This is a genomic window from Herbaspirillum sp. FG34 (assembly GCF_057809315.1).
Genome location: NZ_JBMDJS010000008.1, coordinates 197,352 through 218,630, shown reverse-complemented (window position 1 = coordinate 218,630; position 21,279 = coordinate 197,352). Strand labels below are relative to the sequence as shown.

16 protein-coding genes are annotated in these 21,279 nt (G+C 61.4%); 9 read left to right on the top strand and 7 right to left on the bottom strand.

Annotation, left to right across the window (positions count from 1 at the left end):
- Positions 1–163: 163 nt before the first annotated feature.
- From ACODSZ_RS12690 to ACODSZ_RS12670, 5 genes are all read right to left on the bottom strand, one after another.
- Complete coding sequence (locus ACODSZ_RS12690) at positions 164–850, bottom strand: hypothetical protein (RefSeq protein WP_488927720.1); 687 nt, start codon at positions 848–850, stop codon at positions 164–166.
- Positions 851–945: 95 nt separating this feature from the next.
- Entirely contained in the window at positions 946–1,635 is a 690-nt protein-coding gene (locus ACODSZ_RS12685) for a hypothetical protein (protein WP_488927719.1), read from the bottom strand.
- Positions 1,636–1,639: 4 nt separating this feature from the next.
- Entirely contained in the window at positions 1,640–2,350 is a 711-nt protein-coding gene (locus ACODSZ_RS12680; protein WP_488927718.1) for a hypothetical protein, read from the bottom strand.
- On the bottom strand, positions 2,347–4,617 hold the full coding sequence (locus ACODSZ_RS12675; protein ID WP_488927717.1) for a peptidoglycan DD-metalloendopeptidase family protein: 2,271 nt from the start codon (positions 4,615–4,617) through the stop codon (positions 2,347–2,349). Before ACODSZ_RS12675 ends, ACODSZ_RS12680 begins: the two co-directional genes overlap by 4 nt.
- Positions 4,618–4,623: 6 nt before the next feature.
- On the bottom strand, positions 4,624–7,389 hold the full coding sequence (locus tag ACODSZ_RS12670; protein ID WP_488927716.1) for a type VI secretion system Vgr family protein: 2,766 nt from the start codon (positions 7,387–7,389) through the stop codon (positions 4,624–4,626).
- 362 nt (positions 7,390–7,751) lie between these two features.
- Here ACODSZ_RS12670 and putA point away from each other — a divergent pair, with 362 nt between their 5' ends.
- The 6 genes from putA to ACODSZ_RS12640 all read left to right on the top strand — a co-directional run bounded on the left by putA (position 7,752) and on the right by ACODSZ_RS12640 (position 17,406).
- Positions 7,752–11,450, top strand: a complete 3,699-nt coding sequence (putA, locus tag ACODSZ_RS12665) for a trifunctional transcriptional regulator/proline dehydrogenase/L-glutamate gamma-semialdehyde dehydrogenase (RefSeq protein ID WP_488927715.1) — start codon at positions 7,752–7,754, stop codon at positions 11,448–11,450.
- Positions 11,451–11,649: 199 nt separating this feature from the next.
- Positions 11,650–12,186, top strand: a complete 537-nt coding sequence (gene hslV / locus ACODSZ_RS12660; RefSeq protein ID WP_488927714.1) for an ATP-dependent protease subunit HslV — start codon at positions 11,650–11,652, stop codon at positions 12,184–12,186.
- 64 nt (positions 12,187–12,250) lie between these two features.
- Positions 12,251–13,594, top strand: a complete 1,344-nt coding sequence (gene hslU, locus ACODSZ_RS12655) for an ATP-dependent protease ATPase subunit HslU (protein ID WP_175342987.1) — start codon at positions 12,251–12,253, stop codon at positions 13,592–13,594.
- Between the two features lie 23 nt (positions 13,595–13,617).
- On the top strand, positions 13,618–13,821 hold the full coding sequence (locus ACODSZ_RS12650; protein ID WP_008334294.1) for a hypothetical protein: 204 nt from the start codon (positions 13,618–13,620) through the stop codon (positions 13,819–13,821).
- A gap of 294 nt (positions 13,822–14,115) precedes the next feature.
- Entirely contained in the window at positions 14,116–15,291 is a 1,176-nt protein-coding gene (locus ACODSZ_RS12645; protein ID WP_488927713.1) for a porin, read from the top strand.
- A 579-nt stretch (positions 15,292–15,870) separates the two neighbouring features.
- Entirely contained in the window at positions 15,871–17,406 is a 1,536-nt protein-coding gene (locus ACODSZ_RS12640) for a tetratricopeptide repeat protein (protein ID WP_175342986.1), read from the top strand.
- Positions 17,407–17,456: 50 nt separating this feature from the next.
- On the opposite strand, the gene gspG is transcribed toward ACODSZ_RS12640, so the two are convergent.
- Together gspG and cyaY are read right to left on the bottom strand one after the other, a co-directional pair.
- Positions 17,457–17,912, bottom strand: a complete 456-nt coding sequence (gene gspG / locus ACODSZ_RS12635) for a type II secretion system major pseudopilin GspG (RefSeq protein WP_488927712.1) — start codon at positions 17,910–17,912, stop codon at positions 17,457–17,459.
- A 100-nt stretch (positions 17,913–18,012) separates the two neighbouring features.
- Complete coding sequence (gene cyaY / locus ACODSZ_RS12630) at positions 18,013–18,345, bottom strand: iron donor protein CyaY (RefSeq protein WP_488927711.1); 333 nt, start codon at positions 18,343–18,345, stop codon at positions 18,013–18,015.
- Between the two features lie 49 nt (positions 18,346–18,394).
- On the opposite strand from cyaY, the gene lptM reads away from it, so the two are divergent.
- The 3 genes from lptM (at position 18,395) to ACODSZ_RS12615 (ending at position 21,254) form a co-directional block, all read left to right on the top strand.
- A complete protein-coding gene (gene lptM, locus ACODSZ_RS12625) occupies positions 18,395–18,616 on the top strand; it encodes an LPS translocon maturation chaperone LptM (protein WP_034351583.1) in 222 nt (73 codons plus the stop codon).
- 126 nt (positions 18,617–18,742) lie between these two features.
- Positions 18,743–20,035: a diaminopimelate decarboxylase gene (gene lysA / locus ACODSZ_RS12620; RefSeq protein ID WP_175342984.1), complete on the top strand. Its 1,293-nt coding sequence runs from the start codon at positions 18,743–18,745 to the stop codon at positions 20,033–20,035.
- A gap of 316 nt (positions 20,036–20,351) precedes the next feature.
- Positions 20,352–21,254 carry a phage tail protein gene (locus tag ACODSZ_RS12615; RefSeq protein WP_488927710.1) on the top strand — a complete coding sequence of 301 codons (903 nt, stop codon included), beginning with the start codon at positions 20,352–20,354 and terminating at the stop codon, positions 21,252–21,254.
- Positions 21,255–21,279: the final 25 nt, after the last annotated feature.

The following is a 21,279-nucleotide window of genomic DNA, read 5'->3' as shown; positions in this document are numbered from 1 at the left end:
AAGGCGGCTTATCTGGGTGAGGGATGATGGGTGGTTTCAGTGCGTGGTGAAGAAACCGGTAAATGATATAAATCATTTGCAGTGAAATCCCATGAAAAAGCGCAGCTCTCGGGCTGCGCTTTTTTTGCTTGAAGGCTGAGTGCATCGCCTGCATGAATCTTTATTACGGAGACCAGGGTAATCGCCAGTGACCAAACTTAATGCTCTTCAATGCGCGCATGAAGTCTCGATAATGCAGTTCGTTCGGCGCTCGGGGATTACGGTCTCGGGCAAGACAGGTGGCGAACTCCAGGCTGTTTTTTTGATTGCCGATCAAGGCGATGAAACATCGTTGTGGCCGTTTAGGTGCCGCATCGCCCATCTCTTTGCGCGTCGGCTCCGTGCGCCGCGTCCAGAGATAGCCGGTCCAGTCCCTGCCGCGAAGCTTCTCGCGTTTGATCTCATCTGGCCGGGTGGCCCAGAGAAAATCCACACCGTACTCGTTGAGCTGTATCGCATCATCTTCCTGATTCAGGTGGCCAGTGGGCGCAGGGACGGCGATCCAGTCCGAGATGCCTGAAGCGAGATAGTCCTGCGTCGATTGTCCCGAGAGAAAACCATCCGTGAAGGCCAATAACCCAGGTCCCGGAAAGTCCTGCGGATAATGGCCTATCTGCAGTACCTTGGCGCCAGGGTAGCGGGGAAGGTCCGCACAGGTGATGAAGGCTGCACTGGGCGGTAGCTTCATATCAAGAAGACATTTGCGTTGGACGTCATTTCGAACGTCACGTGCGAAGGCTTCGCGGTTTCCTGCCATGCTGGTGGTCGCCAGCGTGGCCGTGAACAAGAGCGAGCAATAGAGCAGACACATGTTCAACGATATTCTCCTGAATGGAAGATGGTTCTTTCGAGCGGACGGCGCAAGTAGCCAGGGGACCTGATCGGGAAAGATAAGTAAAAAGAAAATTAATCCGTATTGAATCTGATGCTGCGAATCATCGTGAGGAAGTCCTCAAAGTCAAAATCGGCAGGATGGGTTTTCTTGCGGTTTGTTGGCAAGCAGGCTGGGCCGAAGTGCAGGATCCTGGATCGATTGCCGATGATCGCTACGAAGCAGGTATCCGACAGATCAGAAGTCATGCAGTTGCCCGCTAGATCAGCGTGTTTTGGCCGCGATCTACGTGCGCACAGATAGCCTGACCAGTTATCAGACTTGATGGCTTTTCTCTCAATGTCGAGTTCGCTTCTTGCGCATAGACTTTCCATTGTCTCCGGCTGAAGAACGGGCTTTCCATTATCCGGGAGCTGCCCGTTAGCGCCCGATTCTCGGGCCAGGACCACGCTTCGCGCGCCACCGTCCATATATTTTTCAAACACATTTTTTTCGACAATTCCGGAGATGTGTCTTACGGCTTCGTTGTGTATGAATTGTTGGAGAAAGTATTCGATGTCTAGAATTACGTAGCCGTGTTCGTTAAGACCCCCACTGCATCCAGCTGAACTAATGGACGCGGGAAAATGGATTTTCAAATCGCAATCGTCCGTTAGCTCCAATGGTAAATTTTCAAATTGCTCGGACCTGAAAGGAGTCGCCCAGCTGGAGTCCGGCATAAGGAAACTAAGGAAGAGGGCCATGAAAAATGCACTTGGACTCATTTATTCAACTGCCTTTGGAAAGGGAGAGATCTAAAGTGTCGAAAGTAATGCTGTAGATCATCTTCATGAAGTCATCCGCATCAAACTCAGCAGGGTCGGTTTTCTTTCCGTTGCGGAAGATGCAGACGTCGGAAAAATGCAAGACCGTTGTTTCATTTCCCAAGATCGCTGTAAAACAAATGGTTGATTCAGAGAGACCCGGACAACCATCGCCCATCTGTTTTCTCTTGATTCTGCGGACAGGTTGCCATACATATCCACGCCAGCCATACGACTCGATTACGTTGATCGCGATGTCGTTCTTTGTCTTGGCACAAAGCCTGGCTATGTGTTTCTCAGTCAGATCTGGCAGCGGGGAGGAGCTAGCGTTCGTCCGCGAACCGATGGGAAGAACATCCCCCGAGGCACCATTGCGCAGGTACTCATCCAGGGAATCATTGGATACGATGGCCTCGATGTAGCGCGCGAAACCATTATGGACAAACTGATTCCTGAAATAGGTCACGGTGACCAACGCGTCTTCCTTTTCACGGAGATCTCCGGAGCAAGCTATCGAATAGGCGGCTTCGGGAATCACCATGTTCAGCCTGCAGCGTTTTTCGCCGGACATGGATAGCGTGCGTGGCGGATGATCCTCGGTTTGAGAGAGCGCAACTGTTGGAAAGCCGATGGCCACGAGGGTGGTGATACAGGCGATGGTTGGCCAAATAGTCATTCGGGCGGCCTCTGAATCGAATTGCGCATTGTTGAAGGGATTTTTGCATCTCCGAGTATTAATAGCAGATAAGCCAAAGCGGCTTGGCGCGCAGAGAAATGAGTCGTCCCGCCATTGACAGCAATTGTCGCGAGACTGAACGAGGTAGATAAATCGCCATCGGCGTAGCGATTGATGTTTAGTTTCTTGTATTCCCGGCTCACCCAGAATTTGAGCGCGGAATCGACTGCCTCAAAGGCATTACTTGCCAATAAATTTTCTCGACCGTCGCTCGTGTAATCTTTGCCGCGATAGATACCGTAGCCGGCGTAATTAGAGCGGCCGGTGAGCTGAATGATCCCGCGTCCTTTGAAACGTGGGCCGTCTCCGGCTTGCGTGTTGCCGAGACTAGCTGCTTTTTCCTTAACTTGGTCAGGTCGAATGGATTTGTATTCTTCCAAGCTGTACTTGGCTTTTGTTTTGCGGTTGATATTGAGGTCAAATCGATTTGCAACGCTTTTGGGATTCGAATAGTCTTCAGCGCATTCCTGTTCGGTAATTACCTCATACATTGTCCGATAGTGGCGATCGTTGCCATACTCGACGACAGCCTTGAGTACATCGCTTTCAACCATGACCTGGCTGAAGAAAGTAGCAACTCTTACAGGTGACGACGACAATTGATATTTACGAGAGAGAACTTGCCAGTTAGGGTGTAGGTGGGGAGGCATTGATCCACGATCTTCGTCCAGTGCACCTTGTTCTAGCCGTTTAATTGCCTTTTTCCAATCCACACCTGCAAGCTTTGCGACTGACGATTTAGCCGGTATTATTTGAGCCATCTCTTTCAACGACATCCATCCATTCCTTCTAAAGACAAGCAAGAATTCACGCGGATTGAACCGCCACTTCGCCATCAAGATCTCTTTGTGATCGATGCAAAGCGCCCTCGCATGCTTTTTGAATTGCTCAAATCCCTCGGCATTCAACCGCGCCGGCACACCATTCTCACTGCGTGTCAGCCATGACCATCGCGCCTCCAGCCTGGCGGCATCCCACTCACTTTCCACCCTGCAGATCAAGCGAGAAAGCCGCTCATGCGCAGTCTGGTCATCCAGTGCCTTCAAGGCCTCTTGTTCCGTCACCTTGCCGTCGCCATCCAGATCCAGCCAGCGGGAGACGGCGTTGGCTGCGCATCGGCTATCCACGGATCGTGAATGCTCTTCTTCCCTGACGAGTTGCCAGTGCTGCCAGGGAGGGAAGTCGGCATCGCTGTATTTGCGGATTCCCGCGCCATTCAGGTTGACCCAGCCTTTGCCTGTGGGCAGCGCAATCTCCCGCCAGTGCGGTACATCGGACGGTACCAGCGGATCAGGCCCCACGATCCTGCCAAAGCGCAGCAGTTCATAGACTGCGCTGGGTGCCGGACGCTTGCCTTCGGGATAGGCCAGGCTGATCTTGTTGGCGCTGGCGTAGAGGAGATATTCCGCCTCCGGCAAGCGGAGGGATTGTCCTATCCGTTCCCCATCCGCACGATAGGTCGTGATGAGCAGGTCGCCACGCTGTGCGGGTGCGCCGTCACCTTCGGCATAACGCAGTCCGACGATCAGCATTTCCTTGCTCAACTGCAGCGTTTCGGTCTCCGGCGTACTCTGGTTACGTGGTGGTTCTTTCACATACAACCGAGTACCGGCAGGCAGCAGGAAATACATTTCACCGAAGAGCACATCGGTGCGTCCGTCGCGGCTCAGGTCCAGCTTGTTGTCGCTGCGCCCGATCAATTTTCCAAGGTTGGCGTCATCGCAAGCGATCTCGAAGTGGATCAGTTTGCGTGAGCTGTCATGGCACTGGCCGGCCATTCCCAGCAGATCCTTGCGGTAGACTTTTTTCCCCGCCTTGATGCCGGCTTCCACCTGGCTCAGATGCATGTAGAGCGAATAGAAGACGATCTGGGAGGCCGCTGCACCCTCGCCGATGTCGGTGTCATGGCGGATCACAACGCAGCCATCATCGGTCCAGCCCAGATAGTTCAGGGCATGTTCACGATTGTCGTTCTTTGGCGTGGTACTACGGCTGAAGATGACCGTGCCATCGGCAATGGCGTGGACCCATTCCGTACCCTTGGCGTGAGCAGGGGCGTGCACATGCAGACCGCCATGCCAGTTGAGATCACGACTGACAGGAAAGAACCCCTCGCCAGCTGGTGGATCGGGCAAGAGCTTGTTCAGCCATGCGGCATCGGAGAGATCGCCGGGGCGCGGCGGCAGAAATGGAGGGCTCAGCAGCATGGCAACTCACTTTGAAAACGGTGACCGGTTTTTTTCTTGAACAGGGGCTTTGGGCAAAAGAGGGAGTTCGAGCTTGATGCGTGCGGCGCCGTCCAGCAGCTTCTGCCCCGCATGGACTGTCAGCGTCCCCGGACACAACACCGTAATGTTCCCGCCCTCGATGACGATACTGGCCCCACCCGCCGTGGCCAGCGTGATCTTGCGCGCCGCCGCCCACGTCACACCGGCATTGGCGCTGACCACCTGCAACTGTTCCCGCGCCTGCACGGTCAAGTTGCCGGCCTGTGCCTGCACATCGATGTCGCGCTGCGCAGCGATCATCTGCAAGCCGATGCCCTTGTCGCCAGCAGCCGTGGCCCCGCCCAGCAGTCCGATAGCCTGCTGCGTGCGCAGCCGGAATTGCTGACCACTGACGTGCTGGGCATCCTGTCCGTTGATCAGGCTGACGCCGCCACCATTGGCCAGTTGCAGATGCTGTCCCGCCACCACGCCCAGCCCTTCCTTTGCGGCGATCTGGATCAGCGGTGTACTGCTGGCAGGCAGGTCCTGCTGCGCAATCTCGGCCTGCCCGGCGATGGCCTGCTTCATCGCATCGAGTCCCTCTGCCATCCCCACCGTGCGATGCGTGCGGACTGCCTCGTCGAAGGTCTTGCGGATATGTGCGGCCTGTCGTGCCATCGCCCGTTGGCCCGTGTTGTCCCCGGCCGGGTCACGATGCTGGGCGCGATGTTCCACCCGATAACTGGAGAACAGAATGCCGCGTCCCGCACGAATGACCCCATAGGCATCAGTACGCAATTCCACGCCCGTGCCACGGAAGCTGCCGCGATAATTGTCAGCGTTGTGGATCAGGTGACCGAGATTGAGTTCGCTGCCGGCCTGGGTGGTCTTGAGCTGGATACGGCCACGCTGGTTGCTGTCGTCGAAGAGCAGCTGGTTGTATCCCCAGCCGCCAAATTCCTTGGACCGGATGCCCCATTGCGCAGCGGGATTGCGGTGCCCGTCGAGATCGGCACTGGCACCATGCCACGTTGGCGCATTACCGCCAGCCAGATTGCCCTGGCCACTGATGGCGATATCGCCGGCTTGGTGAAAAACCCGGATTTCGGCAGAAACCTTCACTTCTCCGCCAGGCGTCGGGGCGACACCTCCCTCCCCGCGGCCGTTGTAGAGGGCACCGAGCACAATCGGTCGTTCCAGGTCGTTTTCGAGGAACTGCACCAGCACTTCCTGCCCGATGCGCGGCAGGAAGTGCATCCCCATGCCCGGGCCGGCGCAGCGCTGGCCCACGCGCACCCAGCAGGTGGCCGCCGCGTCGTCGTGCCGTCCCTGCCAGTGGAAACGGATGCGCACGCGGCCCAACCGGTCGCAGCAGATTTCATCGGGACCGTTGGGCTGGGTCTCGCCCCGGTAGCCGACCACGATGGCGCTCTGGCTACCGTGCGACGGCGCATGCGGACGGCGCTCCATGCCCGTGCCATCGGCCAGGACGGGACGCCAGGGAATATCGGCGCGGATCGCTTCGAACACATTGGCGTATCCCATGCGGCGCGCCAGTGCAATCAGGCCCTGATCACATGCCTGCGGCTGGACCATCCCGGTGGCCTTGAGACAGGTTGCGACAGCCTCCTCCAGCAAGACCGGCAAGGGCCCGAACAACTCAGCCAGTACCGCTTCGGTATCGGCAGGCAGATTGTTGACGCCCACACCGAGCACCGAGAGCACGGCATAGTCACGTTCCTGTCCGGCCAACGGTGCCTGCATCAAGGTGAAGCGCGATCCGGCCTGCAAGCTGCGTACCGTGCCGCGTCCGCGCCAGAGCTTGTTGCGGGCCTCGGCGGCTTCCATCATCAGGCGCGCGTGGCGGTCTGCGGCGTCGCTGTCGTCATGGGCGGCCAGGCCTGCACTGTCGTAGCTTTCCAGCCATGGCGCAGCGCGGCCGCCGAAGGCGTGATGGGTGGGGATGCTGGCGGCGATGGCTCGTTTGTTTTGGTCGTCGTAGGACAGCAGCGCATAGCTGGCCGCTTGCAGGCTGCGGCAGGCGGTCAGGGCCTGGATGCCATCCTGTTGCTCCTGCTCCCTGGCGCCATGAAAGCGGATGCCGCCATGGGCCGCGCTGGTCGCATCTTCGGGAAAGCAAGCGCGCGCAGTACTGTCGGCAAAGATCACCATGCGATGTCCCTGCGGGCTGGTCGCATGTTCTTCCATGCGCCATGAGAGCCCTTCGCCGGCCAGCAGGCGGCTGATGAAATCGAAATGAGTCTGCCGGTATTGCACGGTATAACTGCGCAGCGGCAAGCGATCCAGGCAGGCCAGCGCATCGGCGGACCAATGCCAGTCGGCGTGTTGCAGGAATTCGCGGAAGACGTCTTCGACCACTTCCAGCAGGCTTTTGTCTTGCCAGACGCGGCTGGTGCTGGCCTGTGTGAGCAACCACGGCCAGGGGGCCAGGCGCAGGCGATAACGGCAGAAACCGCCATCGCCGCCCAGCCGGGCGACTTCATGGATCAGCCCGGTACAACGATGGACACCACCATCGGCCAGGCGCATCTCCAGCGTGGCGCGGCAACCCAGCAGGGACTTCGCTGGCGCGTCTGCATCCAGGCTCAGGACAATCAGCTCGGTGGCACCCACCGTATGCAGGGCATCGACGGTCACATGGGCCTCGACCAGGAAACGGTCCTCGGTTTGACCGGCAATGTCCAGGCGGTACAAGCGCGTTGCCGCAGAAAAGCGCAGCAGACGGGACAACAACTGGCGGGTGGTATCCATGAGCAAGCCCGGAGCAATGATGGGCCGTCATTCTTGTTCGACGCGTTCGGCTTGCCAGAAAAACACCGAAAATCCTCGGCAAAGCTCGAAATGAACCGAAGAATGCTTCGAATTATTTGTGATTCCCGCTGACCAGGCCCTTGCTTGCACCGGTTCAGGCCGATTCGCAGCGCTTGCCACCGCCGCAAGCCGCGACAGCTCTGCACAAGACGCCGATGCTGCCGAATTGTGGAAAATTTAAGTTCGTATAATTTCAATATGCCAAATTAAATATTGGGTAAGAGGTTCAAATACAGAATTAATATTGGCATCAAGCACATAGAATCCGGTTGCCCATTTCCATCCCATTTCGACTCCAGACCATGACCACCGTCGCCTCCGCCGCCCCTGCGGCCTCCGCTTCCAGCCTGCCCTTTGGCTCTTTCCAGGCCGAGTTGCTGCCGGCCCCCAGCCCGCTGCGTGCGGCCATCACCGCCGCCTATCGTCGCGACGAGCGCGAGGCCGTTCAATGGCTGCTGCAGCAGGTGCAGGGCCAGCAACCCTGGAAGGATGCCACCCAGCAACTGGCCAGGAAGCTGGTGCAGCAGGTGCGCGAGAAGCGCACCCGGTCCTCCGGCGTCGATGCGCTGATGCACGAGTTCTCGCTGTCCTCGGAAGAGGGGGTGGCGCTGATGTGCCTGGCCGAGGCACTCTTGCGCATCCCCGACCGCCAGACCGCCGACCGTCTCATCGCCGACAAGATCAGCAAGGGCGACTGGCGCAAGCATCTGGGCGAGTCGCCCTCACTGTTCGTCAATGCCGCCACCTGGGGTCTGCTCATTACCGGCAAGCTGGTCTCCACCAGCAGCGAAAGCGGCCTCACGCAAGCCATCACGCGCCTCATCGGCAAGGGCGGCGAACCGCTCATCCGCAAGGGCGTGGACCTGGCCATGCGTATGCTGGGCAATCAGTTCGTGACCGGCCAGACCATCGACGAGGCACTGGAAAACAGCCGCGACAACGAAAAGCGCGGCTATCGCTATTCCTACGACATGCTGGGCGAAGCGGCACTGACCATGCACGATGCCGATGCCTACTACCAGTCCTACGAGAGCGCCATCCACGCCATCGGCCGCGCTTCCAATGGTCGCGGCATCAAGGACGGCCCGGGCATCTCGGTCAAGCTGTCGGCCCTGCATCCGCGCTACTCGCGCGCCCAGCATGCGCGCGTGATGGGCGAACTGCTGCCGCGCCTGAAGCAGTTGCTGCTGCTGGCCAAGCAATACAACATTGGCCTGAACATCGATGCTGAAGAAGCCGACCGCCTCGAACTGTCGCTGGACATGATGGAAGTGCTGGTGGCCGATCCCGACCTGGCCGGTTTCGAGGGCCTGGGCTTCGTGGTGCAGGGCTACCAGAAGCGCTGCCCCTTCGTCATCGACTATCTGGTCGATCTGGCCCGCCGCAACGGTCGTCGCCTGATGATCCGCCTGGTCAAGGGCGCTTATTGGGATAGCGAAATCAAGCGCGCCCAGGTCGATGGCCTGGAAGGCTATCCGGTCTACACCCGCAAGCTGCATACTGACCTGTCCTACCTGACCTGCGCGCAGAAGCTGCTGGCCGCCACCGACGTCATCTATCCGCAATTCGCCACGCACAATGCGCATACGCTGGCGGCGATCTATCACTGGGCCAGGCAGCACCAGATCGACAACTACGAATTCCAGTGCCTGCACGGCATGGGCGAGACCCTGTACGACCAGGTGGTCGGTGCCGACAACCTGGGCAAGGCCTGCCGCATCTATGCGCCGGTGGGGTCGCACCAGACCCTGCTGGCCTACCTGGTGCGCCGCCTGCTGGAAAACGGCGCCAACTCTTCCTTCGTCAACCAGATCGTCGACGAGGCCGTGCCGCTGGATCGTCTGGTGGCGGATCCCATCGAGACTGTGCGCGCCCAGGGCGGCGTGCCGCATCCGGCCATTGCCCTGCCGCAGCAGCTGTATGGCCAGGAGCGCAAGAATTCAGCAGGCATCGATCTCTCCAACGAATCACGCCTGCAGCAACTGGGCCAGTTGTTCGTCTCCATGGCCCAGCGCCAGTGGCAGGCCGCGCCGCTGATCGCCGGCGACATCGTTGCCCAGGCTGCACAGCTCGTACGCAACCCGGCCGACCATCGCGAAGTCGTGGGTCAGGTCAGCGAAGCCACCGTGGCCGATGTCGATACCGCGCTCACCGCAGCGACTGCCTATGCACCGCAATGGCAATCGACCCCGGCCGCCGAGCGCGCCGCCATGCTGGAACGCGCGGCCGACCTGCTGGAAGAAAATATCGCCGAGCTCATGGCCCTGGCCGTGCGTGAAGCCGGCAAGTCGCTGCCCAATGCGATTGCCGAAGTGCGCGAAGCGGTCGATTTCCTGCGCTACTACGCCATCGCCTCGCGCCATGACGGCAACGTGCTGGCCTGGGGACCGGTGGTGTGCATCAGTCCGTGGAATTTCCCGCTGGCGATCTTCATCGGTGAAGTCAGTGCCGCCCTGGCTGCCGGCAATGTGGTGCTGGCCAAGCCGGCCGAGCAGACCGCGCTGATCGCCCATCGCGCCGTGCAACTGCTGCATGAGGCGGGTGTCCCGCGCGCCGCCCTGCAATTGCTGCCGGGCCGTGGTGAGACCGTGGGCGCCGCGCTGACCTCGGATGCGCGCGTCAAGGGCGTGATCTTCACCGGCTCCACTGAAGTGGCACAGCTCATCAATCGCACCCTGGCCCAGCGCAAGCATGATGATGGCGATGGCAGCGGCGAACACGGCGAGGTCCCGCTCATTGCCGAGACCGGCGGCCAGAATGCCCTGATCGTGGATTCCTCGGCCCTGGCCGAGCAGGTGGTGCAGGACGTGCTGTCCTCGGCCTTCGACAGCGCCGGCCAGCGTTGCTCGGCCCTGCGCATCCTGTGCCTGCAGGAAGACATCGCCGACCGCACTCTGGAAATGTTGAAGGGGGCCATGGCCGAACTGCGCGTGGGCCGCCCGGACCGTCTCTCCACCGACATCGGCCCGGTCATCGATGCCGAGGCCCGGCAGAACCTGCTGGCCCACATCGAGCGCATGCGCAAGAGTGCGCGTGCCGTCCACCAGCTGCCGCTGGGCGAGGATTGCCAGCACGGTACTTTCGTGCCCCCGACCGTCATCGAGATCGACGACCTGGGACAACTGCAGCGCGAAGTCTTCGGCCCGGTGCTGCACGTGCTGCGCTATCGCCGCGATGCCCTGCCGCAGCTCATCGACGCCATCAACGCCACCGGCTATGGCCTGACCCTGGGCGTGCATTCGCGCATCGACGAGACCATCGATTTCGTGTCCCGGCACGCCCACGTGGGCAACATCTACGTCAATCGCAACATCGTCGGCGCGGTGGTGGGCGTGCAGCCCTTCGGCGGCGAAGGCAAGTCCGGTACCGGTCCCAAGGCCGGTGGTCCGCTCTACCTCAAGCGCCTGCAACGCCATGCGCAACTGCACGAAGAGCTGACCCGCGCACAACCCGCAGACGTGCCCAACACTCTGCTGGACAGTCTGCTGGACTGGGCCCGCACGCACGGCCATGAACGCCTGGCCGCCAGCGGCCAGCGCTATCACCGCGACAGCCTGCTGCAGCGCAGCCTCCTGCTGCCCGGGCCGACCGGCGAGCGCAATACCCTGGCCTTCGCCCCGCGCGGCCTGGTGCTGTGCGTGGCCGCCAGTGTCGGTACGCTGTTGAATCAGCTGGCCGCAGCCTTTGCCACCGGCAATACGGTGGTGGTCGACGAGGCCACGGCAGCGCTGCTGCCGGCTGGCTTGCCGGCCCCGGTGCGTGCGGCCATCCGCCGCGCCAGCCAGCTCGATGCCGAGCCGCTGCAGGCGGCCCTGGTGGACAGCCATCAGGCTGCCCCCTGGCGGGTACGCCTGGCCGCCCGTGAGGGTGCGCTGGTGCCGCTGATCCTGTGCAGCGAAGACGGCGCCATCCCCCTGTGGCGCCTGCTGGCCGAGCGCGCTCTGTGCGTCAACACCACGGCCGCGGGCGGCAATGCCAGCCTGATGACCATTTCGGTGTAATCGCTCCCGCTGCCTGAGACGGGCGCCCCGGCCTTGTGGCCCGGGCGCCCGTTTTCCTTGCGGGCGTACAATATCGGCCTCGACGGCGGCCCTTCCGATCTCATGACTTGCAATCCGGCGGGCCAGCCCCATCTCGACAGGAATGCGGAATCGGTACGTCCCTCCGCGGCTCCCAGGCACATATTGAACAGAGGCAAGCATGGAACAATTTCACGGCACCACCATCCTTTCCGTCCGTCGCGGCAATCAGGTCGCGCTCGGTGGCGACGGCCAGGTGACGCTTGGCAACATCGTCATGAAGGGCAGTGCGCGCAAGGTGCGCAAGCTCTATCACGGCAAAGTCCTGGTCGGTTTCGCCGGCGGCACGGCCGACGCTTTCACCCTGCTCGATCTGTTCGAAGCCAAGCTGGAAAAGCACCAGGGCAACCTGATGCGTGCCTCGGTCGAACTGGCCAAGCACTGGCGCACCGACCGCATGCTGCGTCGCCTGGAAGCCATGCTCCTGTGTGCCGACAAGGAAACCACCCTGGTCATCACCGGCAATGGCGACGTGCTCGAACCCAATGACGGCATCGGCGCCATCGGCTCCGGTGGCAGCTATGCGCAATCGGCGGCCAAGGCCCTGTACGACAACACCGACCTGGCGCCGGCCGAGATCGTCAAGAAATCCCTGACCATCGCCGGTGAGCTGTGCATCTACACCAACCTGAACCACATCATCGAGACGCTGGAATAAGCCGCGCAGCGCGCATTTCCTGCCTATTTCTCCGATGAATCGTCACAGCGAAAAGATCACCACCATGAATATGACTCCCAAGGAAATCGTCTCCGAACTCGACAAGCACGTCGTCGGCCAGGCCCGCGCCAAGCGCGCGGTGGCTATCGCCCTGCGCAACCGCTGGCGCCGCCAGCAGATCGAGGAGCCGCTGCGCCACGAGATCACGCCCAAGAACATCCTCATGATCGGCCCGACCGGCGTGGGCAAGACCGAGATTGCACGTCGCCTGGCCAAGCTGGCCGATGCGCCTTTCATCAAGATCGAAGCCACCAAGTTCACCGAAGTCGGCTATGTGGGCCGCGACGTGGACACCATCATCCGCGACCTGGTTGACATCGGTATCAAGCAGACCCGCGAGCTGGAAACGCGCAAGGTGCGCACCCGCGCTGAAGATGCGGCCGAAGATCGCATCCTCGATGTGCTGCTGCCGCCGGCCCGCGATTTCGGTTTTACGCCCGATGGCAATGCCAGCCCGGAGAAGGACGACAAGAACACCACCCGCCAGACCTTCCGCAAGCGTCTGCGCGAAGGGGCGCTGGATGATCGCGAGATCGAGCTGGAACTCAATGACGCTGCACCGTCGATGGAAATCATGGCGCCCCCGGGCATGGAAGAAATGACCGAGCAGATCAAGTCGATGTTCTCCGGCCTGGGCAACCAGCGCAAGAAGGCGCGCAAGATCAAGATCAAGGAAGCCATGAAGCTGTTGATCGAGGAAGAGGCGGCCAAGCTGGTCAACGAGGAAGAACTCAAGCAGAAGGCCATCGCCAACGTCGAGCAGAACGGCATCGTCTTCCTGGACGAGATCGACAAGATCGCCACCCGCTCGCAGAACGGCAATGCCGACGTCTCCCGCGCCGGTGTGCAGCGTGACCTGCTGCCGCTGGTGGAAGGCACGACCGTCAACACCAAGTACGGCATGATCAAGACCGATCACATCCTCTTCATCGCCTCCGGTGCATTCCACCTGTCCAAGCCCTCCGATCTGATTCCGGAACTGCAGGGCCGCTTCCCGATCCGCGTGGAGCTCGATTCGCTCTCCATCGCCGATTTCGAGCGCATCCTGACCGGCACCGATGCCTGCCTCACCAAACAGTATGAAGCGCTGCTGGCCACCGAAGGCGTGAAGATCGAATTCGCCGACAGTGGCATCCAGCGCCTGGCCGAGATTTCGCACACGGTCAATGAGAAGACCGAGAACATCGGTGCACGTCGTCTCTACACCGTGATGGAAAAGCTGCTGGAAGAGGTTTCCTTCACGGCCGGCGAAGCCGGTGTGGATGGCCTGCTCATCGATGCCGCGTACGTCAACGAGCGTCTGGGTGAGCTGGCCGTGGATGAGGACATGTCGCGCTACGTGCTCTAACGCCAGCAGGCGAGGAGATCGGGATGGCCAACAAGACCCTGGGAACGCGGCAGAAGCTGAGTTTTCGCGTCGAGCCATCGCAGTCCAGGCCACGCAATCCGGTGGCCCTGGCGGCACAGCAGCGTGCCGGTGGGGCCGGTGCACATCGCAAGAACGCCTCGGCACAGCGCCAGCAATTGAAGTCGGATCTGTTGAAAAAGCTGGTCGGTGATCCTGAAAAGGAATGAGGGCGCATCAAGCTCTGCTGGCAAGATGTATCAAAATGTTAGAAATCACGAGAAGCGCCGGTAGAGATACCGGCGCTTTTTCCTTGATGCGAGCCGATCCCGCAGCCGGGTCGCAAGCGCGCCATGGAAATTGACGATAAAAAAATACAACAATTGCCATTTCAATCTTTCGCTCCCGTCTAAAAAATCACTTCTATCGACCAAGGTGCAGTCACGCGCGGCGAGAAGCATTAATGTTTGCCCATCCGACTGCAAGTGCGGATCCTCAAGACTATTTTTAGAGAAGGACGTCACATGAAAAAATCTCTGCTGGCACTCGCCGTTCTGGGCGCGTTCGCAGGCGCAGCCCATGCGCAAAGCTCCGTCACGATCTACGGTATCGTCGATACCGGTGTTGTCTACCAAAGCAAGGTTGCTACCACCTCCGGTGGCACCGGCAGCAAGTTCGGCCTGAATTCGGGCGTCATTCAGGGTTCGCGTATCGGCTTCAAGGGTGTTGAAGATCTGGGCGGCGGTCTGTCGGCCGTGTTCAACCTGGAAGCTGGCTTCTCCAACGATACCGGTGCTCTGGATGACTCCAAGACCAGCAACACCCTGTTCCGTCGCAAGTCGGTCGTGGGTCTGACTGGTGGTTTCGGTAGCGTGCTGGTCGGTCGTCAAACCGACTTCGCTGACACCATCTCCGCTTACACCGCCGTGGCCGACTTCGGCGGCTGGGTCAGCAACTCCGGTTCGGGCCTGGATCGCCTGCAAGGCACCCGTACCAACAACTCCATCAGCTACACCACCTCGAACCTGAACGGCTTCACCGGTAACCTGATGTACGGCTTCGGCGAAACCGCTGGTCAGACCTCCGCTGGTCAAGCCTTCGGCGTTGGCGGCAAGTACGACAACGGTCCTCTGGGTCTGGGCATCACCTACTACCAGTCCAAGGCTGGTTCGACCGCGGCTGACACCTCCCTGCTGAGCAGCAGCACCACCACCAGCGTGGCCAGCGAAAGCAACCTGGCTGGCAGCACCGCTCAGAAGGTCTTGAACGTGGCAGCGTCGTATCAGTTCGGCCCGGCACGTGTGTATGGTAACTACTCGCGCGTCAAGCAAGATCTGAACAGCCAGACCAACCTGAGCGCCGCTGGTGTCGGTTCGCTGACCAGCATCGCCAACCGTACCCTGGCCAACTCCAAGAAGGCTGACATCTACGAACTGGGTACCGCTTACTCCCTGAGCCCGTCCCTGAAGCTGCTGGCTGCCGTGGATCACACCCGTGCCGACTTCGACGGCGTGTCGACCAAGGCCAAGCTGACTCAAGTCAGCCTGGGTACCGACTACTGGCTGTCCAAGCGCACCGACCTGTACGCCTTCATGGCTTACACCAAGGCTAGCGACCTGAACAACCCGGGCGTTTCCAACGCCACCGGTACCGATGGCAACCAGGGCGCCGTCGCCGTGGGTATCCGTCACAAGTTCTAATGTGACTTGAACTGCGTCGTCTTCCCGGCGGCGCAGTTTGATCTGCAACAGAGCAAGAGAAGCGCCGCATGAGGTTCATGCGGCGCTTTTTTCATGTGTGCAGGGCGTTTCATTTTGTTAGTTTCTGTAACAGTGTTTTCTTCGCCGCGCACGAATGCACCATTTTCGTGGCGTCCCCATTTTCTTCCTCGCATTCCAAACCAATTTGGTGCGCCTGGCGGCGCGCGGCCACGCTGGAAGGCCGTTTGTGGCACCGCAAAAAGCTCGCTTTAGCATCGTCAAATGCTGACGAAACCCTTACTGGTAGCGGGTCTTGATGTCAGTAAAGAAAGCGTAATAAGCTCTCGTCATTGCGCACTTTTTTGCAGCGCACTGCTCTAATAAGAGCGCTATTTCGATGCGCGTCGAGTTCATCCTCATCCATGACCCGCGCATCGCACCGCCCACTCATGCACTGGCGGGTCGCATTCAAATACTTAGTTTTTGATGCACACCGGACTGACGCAGCCTGCTGCGCCAGCGGGGATGTTTTTGCCTGCAGCTTTTGACTGTCGGGCTTGCTGAGAAAGGAACAAGAACATGGCAACGAGAGAAGAACTGGCCGTCATCAAGGCCGCCCGCGCCGGTGAATCGCGCGCACAGCTGGCCCTGGGCCGGCGCTACCTGAGCGGCGGCAGCGGACTGCCGCGCAGCAAGGGAACGGCCTTCTACTGGCTGCGCCGCGCTGCGCAACAGGGGGTCGATGATGCGTGGATGATCATCGGCCGCAATATCACCTATGAGCAGGTCAAGGAATTGTCCTCGCCCCAGGAAGCGGCCATCTGGTACGAGAAGGCGTTTGAAGCGGGCGTGCCGCAGGCTGGCGTGATCTTCGCGCGCCTGGTGCTGGAGCACACCGCACAGTTCGACAGCAATACCCATGCTCGCGCCATTGCTGCATTGTCCTTGCTGGCCAGCCGCGACGATCACGAGGCTCAATGGCTGCTGGCGCAGCAGATGCAGCGTCACGGGCAGCCCATGGTGCCTGGCCTGGCGGCCTCGGCGGTCGAGGAGAACCTGGTACGCGAAGCCGCCCGTGCGGGCATCGAGCAGGCGCAGTACGCCCTGCTGGACAAGGCCTGGCAGCAGGGCCAGGGTGCGGCCTTCGCGCGCGGTGCCGCGATACTGGTCAAGCGCCTGATGGAGCGCAACAGCGCCGCGCTGGCGCAGCTGGAGAAAGAGAGCGACGGTGCCGGGCTGGTCCGGCTCAACAGCGAGGAGGCTACGCTGCTGCTGCGTTATGGTCAGTGGCAGGCGGGTACGCAGCAACCTGACCTGGGCCAGCTGCTGCGCCTGTTCGAACTGGCGGCGCTGGCCGGCAATGTCGAGGCGCGCCTGGAGTTGGGCCTGTTGTGCGCCAAGATTGACCGTGCCGGCAATCGGGTGTTCATGGAACAAGGCCTGGCCAATTTCAAGAAGGCACTGCACTGGTTGCTGTTGGCCGGGGAGGGCGGTGCGGCTCAGGCATGGCATGCACTGGCGCGTATCTATTCGCGCTCGATCTATTCGCAGCGCAATCTGCAGGTGGCCCAGCAATATCTGGAGAAGGCCGCCGAAGCGGGATTGGTGCAAGCGCAGTGCGAGCTGGCACAGATCTTCTGGCGCAATCGCCGTGATGATCCCCTGCATGACGTCAAGGCCCTGTACTGGTGGCAGCAGGCCGCCAGCCAGGGCGATGCTGCTGCGATGCAAGCCTTGCACGCCTTCACGGTCCAGGAGCAGGGCCCGTCATGGGCGCTGCAGGCACGCCAGCAGCTCAGCGAGCGCCTGCGCAACAGCAATCCCTTCCTCAGTGCCCGCATCGAGCTGGCGGCCATCTTTGGGCTGACCAAGCCGGAAGCGCTGCTCATCGACATCAAGCAGGCTGATTACGGGCACTGTCTGGTGGTCGACATCTGCGCTCATCATGCCCGCAGCAAACGTCGCCTGATCGCGGTGCAGACCGAAGCCCAGCGTGCGGCCATCAACCGCGTGAGCCGTCTGTTCGGCGACGTCGACTGTGGGTTCAGCGGTCCCGAAGGCAATTACCGGCAGCGTCAGTACCGGCTGCGCACGGCCTTCCCGGATGTGGCCTGAACAGGCCCTGAGAAAGACTCCGGGCGGCGCCGGCCGCCCGTGGCACAAGCTCAGTGCAGGCTGATGACCTGCTCGCCATCGGCACCGCCATCCGGGCCAGCTGCGCCGAAAGAATAGAGTTCGTAGCGACTGCCCTCATCATCGGCCCCGTATTGGTAGGAGTTGCCCCAGGGGTCGCGCGGCAGGCGATCGACGTAGCCGCCGATCTGCCAGTTGCCCGGCACGGGCGGCCGCGTGGGCTTGATCACCAGCGCCAGCAGGCCCTGGGGGCCACTGGGGTAGCGACCGTTGTCCTGGCGATAGCGCTCAAGGCCTGCGGCAATGGCCTGCAGGTCTTTTTCGGCTGCCAGGGTTTGGGGGCTGTGGTCATGGTTCAAGCGTGCCACCAGCGGCGGCAGCAGCAGTGCTGCGGCCACGGCCAGCAAGGTCAGCACCAGGATCCAGCGCAGGCGCGCCAGTCCGCGCTGCAGGAACAGGAAGGCAGGATGTCGGAGGGATCGACGCATGAATGCTGCAGGTTGATTGTCTTGGACGGTGCAAGTCGGAAGGGCGCACGGGCAGGCAGCCGCCGCAGCGGCAGGATGCACGGACCGGCGCCGCGCCGGCTCAGGGCTGGATGGTGACGGGTACGCCCGCCTGGCTGCTGACCACATCCGACAGTGTGGCGTAAAGCTCGCTGCCATCGCGGGTGTTGAGCCAGTGTCGGCCGTCATATTTGTAGTGGAAGCCGCCGGAGCGCGCGGCCAGCCACATTTCCTGCATGGGGGCCTGGCTGTTGATGATGATCTTGGAACCATTGTCCACGCATTCGATTTCCAGCACGTTGCCGCTGCGACTGCATTCCACGTCCAGCTCACTGGCGTCGCAGGCGTCTTCCAGGGCCGTCTCGATGGCGTTGAGGGTGGCGTCAGCCAGGTCCAGGAATTCCGATTCGGTCATGCTACACTCCAAGTCATTCTAAGATTTCGATGTAATCCGTCATTTTATCGTGAAGTCACCCCATTCTCCCTTCCGTTGTGCAGCTTCCCTGGCGCTGTGCGCCGCCGTCCTGATGCTGGCCGGTTGCGGCCAGAAAGGTCCGCTGTACATGCCCAAGGTGCCGCCCGACCCGTTCGTGCGCACCCAGCCGGTCGCTCCGGCCAAGGACAAGGCGGCCGGCCAGGAGGGCGCGGTCTCTGCCGACACCTCCGCCGACACGCCCAAACGATGATGCCGGACTGAAACATCTGGCTGCATCGCGGCCGGTCCCCCAAAAAGCATGAAGGAGGGACCGCGCCGGATTTCCTTGTCGAACCGATTTTTCCGCTGATCTTTGCGCTGACCTTTCCGGAACCCCATGTCCCACTTCTCCTATCGCAACGGCGTGCTGCACGCCGAAGATGTCTCCCTGCAAGCGCTGGCTGAACAGTTCGGCACCCCGCTCTATGTCTATTCCAGGGCAGCGTTGGTGCAGAATTTCTCGGCCTATGCCGATGCCTGCCGCGCGGCAGGCCGCACCGACGGTGCCAAGGGCGGCGCCCTGGTGTGCTACTCGGTCAAGTCCAATTCCAACCTGGCGGTGCTGAACCTGCTGGGCAAGCTGGGTTCGGGCTTCGACATCGTTTCCGGCGGCGAACTGCTGCGCGTGGTGGCCGCCGGCGGCGATGCGCGCAAGGTGATCTTCTCGGGCGTGGGCAAGGGCCGCGACGAAATGAAGCTGGCGCTGGAGCACGACATCCTCTGCTTCAACGTCGAATCCATCCCCGAAGTGGCGCGCCTGAACGAAGTGGCCGGTGCACTGGGCAAGCGTGCGCGCATCTCGCTGCGTGTCAATCCCAATGTGGACGCCAAGACCCATCCCTACATCTCCACCGGCCTGAAGGAAAACAAGTTCGGCGTGGCCTATGAAGATGCGCTGAACTGCTACCGCGCCGCTGCCGCCCTGCCCAACATCGAAGTGGTGGGCATCGACTGCCACATCGGCTCGCAGCTGCTGGACGACTCGCCGCTGCTGGAAGCGCTGGAGAAGATCATCGACATGGTCGACGCGCTGGAAGCCGAGGGCATTCCGATTCACCACCTCGACATCGGCGGCGGCATCGGTATCCGTTACGACGACGAGCAGCCGGTGGCCATCGGTGATTACCTGGCGCGCGTGTTCGCCCGCGTCGATGCCTGGCGTGCCAGCAAGTACCAGGGCCGTCCCATCCAGGTCATGTTCGAGCCGGGTCGCTCGGTGGTCGGCAATGCCGGCCTGTTGCTGACCGAGGTGCAATACCTCAAGCATGGTGAAGAAAAAAACTTCGCCGTGGTCGATGCCGCCATGAACGATCTGATGCGTCCGGCCATGTACGAAGCCTGGCATGGCGTCAAGACAGTGAAGGAAAACGCCGGTCAGCCCCGCATCTACGACGTCGTCGGCCCGGTATGTGAATCCGGCGACTGGCTGGCCCGCTCGCGCGAACTGGCCATCGACCAGGGCGATCTGCTGGCACTGATGTCGGCCGGCGCCTACGGCATGACCATGGCCTCCAACTACAACACCCGCGGCCGGGCGGCCGAGGTGCTGGTCGATGGCGCGCAAGTCCACCTGGTCCGTGCGCGCGAGAATCCGGCAGATCTGTTTGCACTGGAAAAGATCGTCGACTGAGCCAATCTTGTTGTCGGCATGTTAAGCGGCAGTCCTGGAAACGGGGCTGCCGTTTCTTTTTGCACATCGTTTCTTGATAGCCCGGCAAGTCCCGTCCGGCTTGGGATGCAGATATTTTTTGCATAGCCGCATTTTTGTTTTGCCTTTCAGAAATTTCGGCGCAAAATAGCCATCCGTCCAAAAAACAAACGCAGCATCAAAACATGCCTTGGGGTGAAGTTACCCGCTTCTGGAGACCAGGCAAGCAAACACGGACGTGAGGGAGCACACCAGGGCCGCCAGGAGGGTGGCCGGTAGCGCAAACAGGGGAATTCCAATGCAAGTTCTGGAGCGTTCAGGGGAAGATCGCGACCGGCGCGCCGCCAGCGAGGGTGTGTGCGCGCATGCGCCGCATGCCGGTCAAGCGCATGCACCCGCGCGCACGGCCACGGTGCCACAGGTACTGAGCGAGGAGGAACTCGAAGTGCGTGCCTCGCACATCACCGCCGCAGCCGTGGCCGCCGCGGCGGTTACCGCGGCCGTGGCCACCTCGGCCACCAGTGCCAGCCAGCCGATCGAACAAGCCGTCGCGGAGGCGTCGGCGCAGCAAGAGCCAGCACCCATGGCCCGCCGCAGCGCACGCGGGCCGCGCAGCCAGGCGCAGCCGCAGGCATCGATGCGGGGGGCCTTGCTGGTCTCGTTGCTGACCCTGGCCATCATCGGGCTGGCCCTTTGGCTGGGTACGCATTGGCCCCAGCGCGCGCTCAAGCCGGTCATGCAGCCATTGCCACCCCAGTCCAGATCCGCCCCGCCCGAGCCGCTGGCCCCGGTGGTCAGCGCCGATCCGGTGGCCGCCAGCGCCAGCGACGCCCCTGGCTCCGAAGTGATTGCTCAGTTGCAACAGGAAGCCGACGAGCGCGCCCGTCAACTGGCCCAGAAGCGTGCCGCGGCTGAATCCCGCCATCGCCGCGAGGATGCCGCCCTGGCCCTGCGCGAGCAGCGTCGTCGCGAGGCCGAGGCGCAACTGGCCAAGGCCCGCGCCAAGGCGGAACGCGCCCAGGCCGTGGCGCCAGCGCCGGACGTGGTCCAGGTGCCGTCCCTGCCGACCCTGGCCGAGCAGGTCAGGCAATGCAGCGCGCTGTCGGTGTTTGCACGGGAACGCTGCCTGTGGAAGCTGTGCGACGGCAGTTGGGGCAAGAACGGCTGCCCCTCCTACGAGCGCAACAACGAAGGCGCCTGAATCCTCCTCTGCTGCGCTGCCGCTC